Annotated in this window: 9 protein-coding genes; 3 read left to right on the top strand and 6 right to left on the bottom strand. The window is 61.0% G+C overall.

The window, feature by feature from the left end:
* Nucleotides 1-342: 342 nt before the first annotated feature.
* From der to B7G66_RS03935, 5 genes are all read right to left on the bottom strand, one after another.
* A complete protein-coding gene (gene der, locus B7G66_RS03955) occupies nt 343-1,755 on the bottom strand; it encodes a ribosome biogenesis GTPase Der (RefSeq protein ID WP_003620437.1) in 1,413 nt (470 codons plus the stop codon).
* Between the two features lie 13 nt (nt 1,756-1,768).
* Entirely contained in the window at nt 1,769-3,139 is a 1,371-nt protein-coding gene (locus B7G66_RS03950) for a PQQ-like beta-propeller repeat protein (RefSeq protein ID WP_003620439.1), read from the bottom strand.
* Between the two features lie 49 nt (nt 3,140-3,188).
* On the bottom strand, nt 3,189-3,887 hold the full coding sequence (locus B7G66_RS03945) for a tetratricopeptide repeat protein (RefSeq protein WP_040510867.1): 699 nt from the start codon (nt 3,885-3,887) through the stop codon (nt 3,189-3,191).
* 233 nt (nt 3,888-4,120) lie between these two features.
* Nucleotides 4,121-4,516: a hypothetical protein gene (locus B7G66_RS03940; RefSeq protein WP_040510871.1), complete on the bottom strand. Its 396-nt coding sequence runs from the start codon at nt 4,514-4,516 to the stop codon at nt 4,121-4,123.
* A gap of 109 nt (nt 4,517-4,625) precedes the next feature.
* Nucleotides 4,626-5,540 (bottom strand): glycosyltransferase family 9 protein, encoded by a 915-nt coding sequence (locus B7G66_RS03935; protein WP_040512028.1) that lies wholly within the window; start codon nt 5,538-5,540, stop codon nt 4,626-4,628.
* A gap of 87 nt (nt 5,541-5,627) precedes the next feature.
* On the opposite strand from B7G66_RS03935, the gene ygfZ reads away from it, so the two are divergent.
* The 3 genes from ygfZ to B7G66_RS03920 all read left to right on the top strand — a co-directional run bounded on the left by ygfZ (nt 5,628) and on the right by B7G66_RS03920 (nt 7,264).
* Nucleotides 5,628-6,464 carry a CAF17-like 4Fe-4S cluster assembly/insertion protein YgfZ gene (gene ygfZ / locus B7G66_RS03930; protein ID WP_003620449.1) on the top strand — a complete coding sequence of 279 codons (837 nt, stop codon included), beginning with the start codon at nt 5,628-5,630 and terminating at the stop codon, nt 6,462-6,464.
* A 63-nt stretch (nt 6,465-6,527) separates the two neighbouring features.
* The gene (hisI, locus tag B7G66_RS03925; protein WP_003620451.1) at nt 6,528-6,950 is read left to right on the top strand and encodes a phosphoribosyl-AMP cyclohydrolase; all 423 of its coding nucleotides are present in this window, start codon (nt 6,528-6,530) and stop codon (nt 6,948-6,950) included.
* Nucleotides 6,951-7,021: 71 nt separating this feature from the next.
* Nucleotides 7,022-7,264, top strand: a complete 243-nt coding sequence (locus tag B7G66_RS03920) for a hypothetical protein (RefSeq protein ID WP_003620453.1) — start codon at nt 7,022-7,024, stop codon at nt 7,262-7,264.
* A gap of 399 nt (nt 7,265-7,663) precedes the next feature.
* Here the strand turns inward: B7G66_RS03920 and lpxB are convergent, their stop codons facing one another.
* Nucleotides 7,664-8,860, bottom strand: coding sequence for a lipid-A-disaccharide synthase (gene lpxB / locus B7G66_RS03915; RefSeq protein ID WP_174805767.1), 1,197 nt, complete (start codon nt 8,858-8,860; stop codon nt 7,664-7,666).
* Nucleotides 8,861-9,153 lie beyond the last annotated feature (293 nt).

The raw sequence follows: 9,153 nt of genomic DNA, 5'->3' as shown, positions 1-9,153 counted from the left end.
AGGCGGCGTCTTCTGAAGCTTTTTAGAAAAAGATTCACCAAAAACCTTTATGATTTGACGATGTTATTGAGCCTGATTTTTCAAACAGCCGTCAAAAAACATCGCAATTTAAGGCTCAGGGACTTTTATTATTCCTGATCGAGACGCTGCTTTTACAGCGCATCCCAGAAAAATAACGGTTCCTGAGCGTTACCATTCCCAAAAACGATAACATCCCTTCAAAGTTTAAAAAAAACTTCCATACCGTCAGCAAATCCTGAACCTGCTTTTTAAAACATCTTGTAATTACCTGAAAAGATCATGTTATTTGATGTTTTCAAAGCAGGCCATGCACCATACAGGTCACTTCGTCGGGGCGTAAGGATTCTGGGAACCGCGCAGCAGCAGGCGAATGGGCGTGCCCGGCAGATCAAATGCTTCACGCAGGCCATTGACCAGATAACGCTGATAATCCTCGGGCATCTGTTCGGTCCGGGTGCCGAACAGGATGAATGTCGGCGGCCGGGACTTTGCCTGCGTGATATAGCGCAGCTTCAGCCGCCGGCCCTGTACCAGCGGTGGCGGATGGCGCGATACCATCATTTCGAACCAGCGGTTCAATTCACCCGTTGGCACGCGCCGGTTCCATACCTCATACGCACGCCGCACCGTCGGCAGCAGCTTGTTGACCCCTGCCCCGGTCAGGGCGGAAAATGCAACGACCGGAATGCCCCGCATCTGGCTGAGGGACATTTCAATGCGATCGCGGATCGCCTGTCGGGTGACGTTGCGATCCTCTACCGCGTCCCATTTATTCAACGCAAGGACACAGCATCGTCCCTCACGCTCGATCAGGCGGGCAATCTGAAGGTCCTGTTCATGGACGCCCAATGTCGCATCCAGCGCAAGGATGACAACTTCAGCCATCTTCAGCGCCTCGATGGAGGCGGAGACGGACATTTTTTCCAGCGTCTCGTCAATACGCGCCTTACGCCGCAGCCCCGCGGTATCGACAAGCTGTATCGGCCCTTCGTCGTCATGCAGCATGACAGATACCGAATCCCGCGTCAGCCCCGGTTCCGGCCCGGTAATCATCCGCTCTTCGCCCAGCAGGCGGTTAAGCAGCGTGGACTTGCCCGCATTCGGGCGCCCCACGATGGCAAGGCGCAACGGCCCGGGCGGCCGGACATCCCCGTCTTCATCTTCGCTTTCCACACGCCGGGGCGCGCGGCGGGGGTGTAAGGGGCCGGCAGGAATGCGATCGGCAATCTCCCCCATCAGATCTGCCAGACCCTCGCCATGTTCCGCCGAAATGCCAAGCGGCGCACCAAGCCCGAGCGAGAACGCCTCCATCGCGGCGGCGGCACCCTGACGCCCCTCCGCCTTGTTCGCAAGGACAAGGACCGGACGCCCCTGCCGACGCAACCATGCGGCGAAATGTTCATCCGCAGGCGTAATGCCCGCACGCGCATCCACGCAGAACAGCACCAGATCGGCCATCGCCACGGCGGATTCGGATGAAGCGCGCATACGACCGAACAGCGTATCGGGGGCGGCTTCCTCCAACCCTGCCGTATCAATCAGGCGGATACGCCTGCCACGCACGGTGGTTTCGCTTTCCTTACGGTCGCGCGTGACACCCGGCGTATCGGCAACCAGCGCCTGCCGACGACCAACCAGACGGTTGAATATTGTAGATTTGCCGACATTGGGGCGACCGGCGATAACCACGACGGGCAGGTCGTGCCCCGGATCAGGGGGGAATGAAGAGGTCACGACAGGAACTTTCTCAACTATAGGCCATCAGGCCGCCGCTGTTGTTAAGCAGGAGCATAAGCCCGTCAACAACAATCGGTGTCACGGTAACAATATCGGGCAGGGTATGCAGCGAGAGGATATGCCCCATCGCCGGATCAATGATGACAACACCATTCTGCGGCAGGCTGGAGATACATACCAGCTTCCCCCCCGCCAGGATCGGGCCGGTCCACACGACGCCCCCCTTCTGCTTGATGCTGTTTTCGTACTGGCGCAACTGCGTGATCCAGCGCACATGCCCCGATTCCCGGTCAAGGCAGGCCAACTCCTCCTCCATGGACAGCAGGAATATCCAGTCACCGATGACGACGGGCGTATTCTGTCCCGAAATCGAACGTTCCCACAACCGCCGCCCCGAACGCATGTCGATCGCGACCAGCACTGAACCGGTACTGATGGCATAGGCGGTGCCATCGCTGATGACCGGCATGCCATGCACGCATGAAAAATCAATCAGCGCGCCCTGTCCGTTCGAACTGCCCAGGGTATCGGCCCACACGACCTCACCACCTTCGGCACGCAACGCGACAAGGTCACCAGACCCGAACCCGGCCAGCACGACCCCGTCCATGACGGCGGGCGCAGGCTGTCCCGCGATGATGGTATCGGCGGCGGTCGCAACATATGTCCACAGGATATCACCGTTGGAGGCGTTCACCGCAAACAGCTTCTCGTCAATCGTGCCAAAGAACAGGCATCCATTGGCAAAGGTCGGCGCGGAACGTCCCGGCGTGCCAAGCTGCAGGCGCCATTTCAGCTTGCCCGTATGCGCATCCACCGCCAGCGCCTGCCCGATACCATCAACGATATACAGGGTATCGCCCTCAATGGTCAGGCCGCCACCGATATTGTTCGACAGCATTTTCTTCGGCTTGGGGTTATATTCCCACACCTTGTGCATGCCAGGCCATGTATAGGCGCGGATGACGCCCTGCGCATCCGCCACATACAGCCGCCCGTTCTGCACCACGGGCGGCGACTGGATCATGCCGCGCCCCGACTTGCCCAATGCGACATAGGACAGGAATTCCGGTTCTGAATTCCCCGCACCGATCCGATGGCTCCACTGGTGCTGCATGTTGCCCGCCCAGGCGACATTTATACCACCATGCCCCGGTGTCAGGCCCGGTTGCGGCCACGCATTGACCGCAGTGGCGGCAGGCACCGTCACCGTGGCCGTCTCATCCGCATCGACCGTCAGGCCCGCGCCGGTATTGAGCACATCGGTCCGCCGACCGATCAGAAGCGGCTTTTTCTTCGGCGTCCCGCCATTACATTCCGCAAGCAACGGCAGCATGGCGGCCCCGATCAGGGCGCGGCGGCGGGTCAGGGTCTTTTTCATTGCGTTCATGCCTGTCGGGTGGGTGGGCTGTACCATGGCGGGGGGCACCTTATCCGCCGGCATGGCCGGTCCCCAGCGTCTGCAGCAGTCCGTCGGCACGTGTGCGCACCCCGTCGGACACGTTCATATCCATGCTCAGCCGTTCCAGACGGCGGCGGGCCTCGTCATCATGGCCCTGCCGCAGGTCCAGCAGCGCCTCGCACTCCAGCGCGAGGCCACGCCAGGGCTGCTGCGCACCATCAAGCAGCGCCAGGCGCGAACGCAGCATCGCAGGGTCCGCCGTATCAATCTGGTGCTGCACCCACAAAAGACCGGCAAGCGAACTGATGGTCGGATCGGCCCCCTGGTCCGCGTTCACCTGCGCCCACAACGCAAGCGCCCGGGCGGTGTCCCCACTATTGACCAGCAGGGCTGCGCGCTCCATCCGTGACAGTGCCCGCAGGGGCGGACGCGCCGTCTTTTCCAGCGTCGCAAGCTGCTCAAGCGCGGTTTTCTGCTGCGCATTCAGCGGCGCCGGCTGCCCATCGGGGCTGTGCGCTGTCGTGGCGTTCTTGAGCGCCGCGAAATAGGCATCGGCACTTGCCTGATCCGCCTGATGCACCCGCCATGCATTATACTGCCATGCGCCGCCACCGATGCAGATGGCCACGACGATGACGCCCGCCAGCATCATGTAACGCCGCGCCAATGCGCGCAGCCGCTCGGCGCGCATTTCTTCATCGACTTCCCTGAAGATGTCGTCAGCCACGTTTAACCCGCTCTCCGCTTGCTGCCATGCACGATGCACGGCACCCGTCCCGCCGGGACGATACCTGTCATGAAGCGCAGACCATACCTGTCATGCGCGGGGACGGCAAACCCGCATATACCCGACATGCAACGCCATGAACCACCCCGATCGCGCCCACGCACGCATTCCGTGTGCCGCAGGCTGCCACATGCCCGCACAAAGGTCGCGCGCGCCTGCGCCTGTGGCGGTGCCTATCTGGTGGCGAGGCGGTCGTGCCCTTTCTTCATTTCCGCTGACAGGCGCGCGAACTGCTCGGAAACCTGCTTCTGGACCAGGGCTGCGGAATCGTGGACGCGACGCATGCGCGCGCTGGCATCCGCGCTGATGGCGGCCTGTTCCCTGCCCGATGCCCCGGCCACACACGTGGCATAGGCACGCGCCGCCTTTTCATAGGCGTTGACACGATCAACGCTGGCGTTGAAACGCGCCACGTCGCCTGAATCGACCTTTGGCGCGACAGGGGCCGCCCCACAGGCCCGGGGCGTCCATCCCCCCGCAGGCTGCGCCCATGCCGCCGCAAGGGGCAACAGGCATCCCAATGCAGCGATCCCACACAGGGTCACGATACCGCCGCGCATGTCCTTCATGATCGTTCTCAGGCCTTAAGGAAATTAATGATTGCAGGGATGTAAAGGCACGTCATGGCAAGAACGGGGCAGACACTTCCCCCGTTCCCCCCATCTGCCCGGCGCGCCTTTAGCCTGCTTTTGATGCTCCCGCCAGTAGCCTCAGCGCCGCATCCACAACACTGGATACACCAAGGTCGCGCATGTCCGCCCGCCCTGCGGGACCGGGGGCGACCACATGGGCCACACTGCGCCCGCACGGGGCGTATTCATCCACGCGGCTTGGCCCGAACAGGCCCAATGTCGGAATGCCCGCCGCAGCGGATAGGTGCATAAGGCCCGAATCGTTTCCCACGAACAGCATGCATCGTTGCAACACCGCCGCCACCTGCGAAATGCTCAGCCCCCCACCGGTATCGCGCGCGTCACCCAGGGCGGAAATGACACCATGCGCCATCTGGCGTTCCGTATCCCCGGGGCCATACAGGATGACGGGTCGCGCCGGGCCATGACGGGCGACGAAATCATGCCAGAACGCGACGAATCGCGCGGCGGGCCAGACCTTGCCGGCCCAGTTCGCCGTGGGGGCAAGGGCCACCCATGGCCCCTGCCCGTCCGGCAGCAGCGCCTGCGCCGCGTCACGTTCGGCCGCACTGGTCCATACCACCGGCATGGGCGGCGGTGACAGGCGCAGCACCTGGGCAATGTGGCCGACACGCGGCCCCGGCCGCCGGCCGCCGCGCATGCCCCGCCGGATGGAAACCCGCAACAGGTACGGGATGACCGATCCGCGCAGGTCCACACACATATCCCACCGCGTTCCCACGCACTGCCGCCACAGATCCACCCAATGCATGTCATAGGAGCGTTTGGCCATGATGATGGTGCGGTCACGACGCGGCATATGCGCGAACAGGCCCGCCGCGACAGGGCCGCAGACAATGGTGAACCGTGCCTGCGGATACCGCCGGAGCAGGTGATCCAAAAGCCCGGTCGAAATCACGGCATCACCCAGCCGGGTGGAGGTAATGAACAGGATGCGCATGCATGCGTGCATATTCATCTTCGAGCGCGATGCCAAATCTCCGTTATCCCCTTGCCTGACACCACATGTATCCCCACAGTACGCACCATGGTTAAGTTTGCGTATCTGCCGGACCGTGCGGTACTGGCTGTCTCTGGCAAGGACCGGGTTTCGTTCCTGCAGGGACTTGTCTCCAATGACATGACGACCGTCACACCAGACCGGGCCGCATGGACTGCCTTCCTTTCGGCACAGGGGAAATGGCTGGCGGATTTTTTCGTCTTTGCCGACCCGCATGGCGAACGCCTGCTGCTGGATTGCGATGCGACGCAGGCAGCGACACTGCGGACGCGTCTGTCACGCTATCGGTTACGCACCGATGTGGACATCAGTGAAACCGGCTACGCCGTTCATGCGCAATGGGATGGGACCGCCCCCGCCGATGAACGTTTCCCCGGCAGCGCGGACCCACGCCTGCCCGATATCGGCTGGCGCATGCTGCTTGGTCATGTCGCACCGGACGTCACGGCGGATGCGCTGGATTATGACCGTCACCGCCTTTCCCTTGGTCTGCCTGATGGCGTGCGCGACTGTGAATCCGGCAAAACGCTTCTGCTCGAAGCCAATTTCGATCAGCTCAACGGCATTTCCTGGACCAAGGGATGCTATATGGGGCAGGAACTGACGGCGCGCACGCGCTATCGCGGTCTGGTACGACGCCACCTCCTGCCGGTGGAGGGCGCGCATGATCTGCCGGAACCTGCGACCCCCATCATGCATGACGGGCACAAAGTTGGTGAAATCCGCTCGTCCCGCGATCAGGCCGGCATGGCGATGATCCGCAGTTCCCACATCCATACACCGGGCCTGACGGCGGCGGGCCATCCCGTGAGCATCCGTGTGCCACCCTGGTTCCGGTTGCCGCAAAAAGGGGGCGAAGGGTAGACAGGCCCCCATGTTGCAGGCATGTGCTTGGTAAGTGCCCTCTTTCCCGGATTGACTGATCCCATGGCCTATATTCCCCCCGACACCGCCACACGCACCCGCATGATCGAACAGGTCCGCTTCAACGATGCAGGACTGATCACCGCCGTGGCGCAACAGCATGATACGGGGGAGGTGCTGATGCTGGCATGGATGAACGCCGACGCCCTTGAGGAGACACTGCGCACTGGCCGCGTATGCTATTTTTCCCGCAGCCGTGGGACATTGTGGCGCAAGGGGGAAACATCGGGGCAGGTGCAGACCCTGATGGATGCACGGCTCGACTGCGACCGTGACGCGGTCCTTGTGCTGGTGGATCAGAAGGGCGTGGCGTGCCATACGGGACGTCGTAGCTGTTTTTTCAACGCCATGCGCCCACAGGGTCTGGTGGAGATTTCACAGCCCCTGATCGGGGCGGGTGAGCTGTATAAACACAAACACGACTGAGCCTGATACATCCGTCCGATCACCGCGTGGGGGTTCCCCACATCCCCATATTACTGCTGGAAAGAGATCATATGCCCGCCGACCTTCCCCCGGAACAGGATCCCCGCGCCAAGCTGATCTGGATCATCCTGACGATCTGCCTGACTGTCGCACTTGGTGGGTATATGGTCATCTCGCAGATGCGGGCGCTTGTGAATGCACAAGTCGAACTGCCCCCGCAGCCCGATGACAGCGACAGGACAACGCAGCCTGCCGTACCGGTCCCGCCAGAAAACAGCCCCCAACCATCCAAGACCCCAAATAACGCGCAATAAGGGACTATCCGAAAAGTCAGATCCCATAACATACTGAAATTATAAAGGTTTTTGGTGAAGCTTTTTCTGAAAAGCTTCAGAAGACGCCGCCTTTTTCGATCAAAAGGCGGCACCCAAAAACTTTATCTTGTTTTTTATCAATGATTTGTTTTCAAATAATTCCTTAATGAGCTGTCTTTTTAACAGTCCATTACGAAGAAATTGCGAAGACTTCCGGGACTCCCTTCTTTCAAAAAGGAACGTCTTTCAAATATTCCGTGACAAAATCCTTACCCAACACTTTTATTCGTCCAGTAGATTTCAGGGGATTCCTGGGGCTGCCTTTTCCGACCGCCTCCAACCAGAGTGATATGGAACGGCCCTGTCGTGCGGGGGCGCGGATCCTTTGCACACGTGATTCTACTTATGTCCCGGCGGGTGAGCATCCAGCAGGGCAAGGATTTCCCCTGCGGCGGCAGCGGTCGGATCGCCCTGCGGCCCGTGTAACGCTGCAACCACCTTCCTGAACCCGGCCTTTTGCATGCGCGCACTGTGCCCATCCGTCAGCAGGCGCATGATGGTATCAGCCAGCAGATCCGCCCGACAACGTTCCTGCAACAGTTCGGGCACCAGTCGATGCCCCGCCAGCAGATTGACCATCGCCACATAAGGCACCCGGATCAGGCGGCGTGCAATGGCGGCAGTTACGGGATTGACGCGGTATGTCACCGCCATGGGCACCCCTGCCAGTGCAAGTTCAAGCGTCGATGTCCCCGATTTGGTCAATGCCGCACCTGCCGCGGCAAAGGCATCATGCTTGTCCTGCAGGTCCGTCACGATAATGGGACGCACCGGCCAGTCCGCCACACCTTTGCGGATGGTATCGGCAATGACCGGGGCCACCGGCACAACCGGCACAATCCCGCGACAGCGCGACTGCAACAGGTGCAGCACCTTGCCAAATACCGGCAACAGGCGCGGGGCCTCCGAACGGCGGCTGCCGGGCATCAGAACCAGCACCGGCGCGTCCGCCGCAATCCCGTGGCGCGCACGAAAGGCGGCACCATCCCCCTGATCCGCCCCGGATTGCACCACCGGATGCCCGACGAACCGTCCCTCCACCCCATGACGGGCGAAAAAAGCGGGCTCGAACGGCAAAAGACACAGCATGCGTTCCCACAGGCCAGGGAATTCGCGTACACGATGCTCCCGCCATGCCCAGACCTGCGGTGCGACATAATGCACCCGGGGCACGGATAACGCAGCAACCCGCCGCAACAGGCGCAGGGTGAAACCGGGACTGTCGATGGTGATAATCAGGTCAGGGCGGATCGCATGGATATGCGCCACCGCCTGATCCAGCCGCCGTGACAGAAAACGCAGGCGCGGCAGAACCTCCACCAGTCCCATGACCGCAAGGTCACGCATGGGGAACTCACTACGCAGGCCCGCTGCCTCCATCCTTGCGCCACCGACCCCGACAAATCGCAGGCCCGGGTCACATCGCGTCAGTTCACCCATCAGGCGCGCGCCCAGAACGTCCCCACTTGCCTCCCCCGCCAGTATCCAGATCGTCCGCCCTGTTGCGGGCATGATGGAGGGAAGCGGTGAGGTCATCAGTGCCAGAGTCCCCGACGATGGTTGCAACATGGTGTCATATCCGCGCCTGTCATGCCCGTCCGTGGAAGGTTCGCCCTTAATCCTAGAGCATTTCCACCGAAAACCGGCTCGGTGAAGATGCTCCGGTTTATGGTTTTTACGAACATCTTCACCTGTTTGAATGCACGCATTCATACAGGATCTGCTCCAGCAGAGCTGTTTGAAAAGCCGGGATCAATAACATACTGAAATTATAAAGGTTTTTGATGAAGCTTTTTCCAGAAAGCTTCAGAAGACGCCGCCTTTTTCGA

Source organism: Novacetimonas hansenii JCM 7643, assembly GCF_000964405.1.
Classification (GTDB): domain Bacteria; phylum Pseudomonadota; class Alphaproteobacteria; order Acetobacterales; family Acetobacteraceae; genus Novacetimonas; species Novacetimonas hansenii.
Note: the sequence above shows the minus strand (reverse complement) of the source record. Positions and strands in the feature narration are given on the sequence as shown.

Excerpts from the sequence above, each read along its gene's own strand:
- B7G66_RS03950 (WP_003620439.1), bottom strand. The coding sequence starts at position 3,139 with ATGAAAAAGACCCTGACCCGCCGCCGCGCCCTGATCGGGGCCGCCATG.
- B7G66_RS03940 (WP_040510871.1), bottom strand. The coding sequence starts at position 4,516 with ATGAAGGACATGCGCGGCGGTATCGTGACCCTGTGTGGGATCGCTGCA.
- B7G66_RS03935 (WP_040512028.1), bottom strand. The coding sequence starts at position 5,540 with ATGCGCATCCTGTTCATTACCTCCACCCGGCTGGGTGATGCCGTGATT.
- ygfZ (WP_003620449.1), top strand. The coding sequence starts at position 5,628 with ATGGTTAAGTTTGCGTATCTGCCGGACCGTGCGGTACTGGCTGTCTCT.
- hisI (WP_003620451.1), top strand. The coding sequence starts at position 6,528 with ATGGCCTATATTCCCCCCGACACCGCCACACGCACCCGCATGATCGAA.
- B7G66_RS03920 (WP_003620453.1), top strand. The coding sequence starts at position 7,022 with ATGCCCGCCGACCTTCCCCCGGAACAGGATCCCCGCGCCAAGCTGATC.
- lpxB (WP_174805767.1), bottom strand. The coding sequence starts at position 8,860 with ATGACCTCACCGCTTCCCTCCATCATGCCCGCAACAGGGCGGACGATC.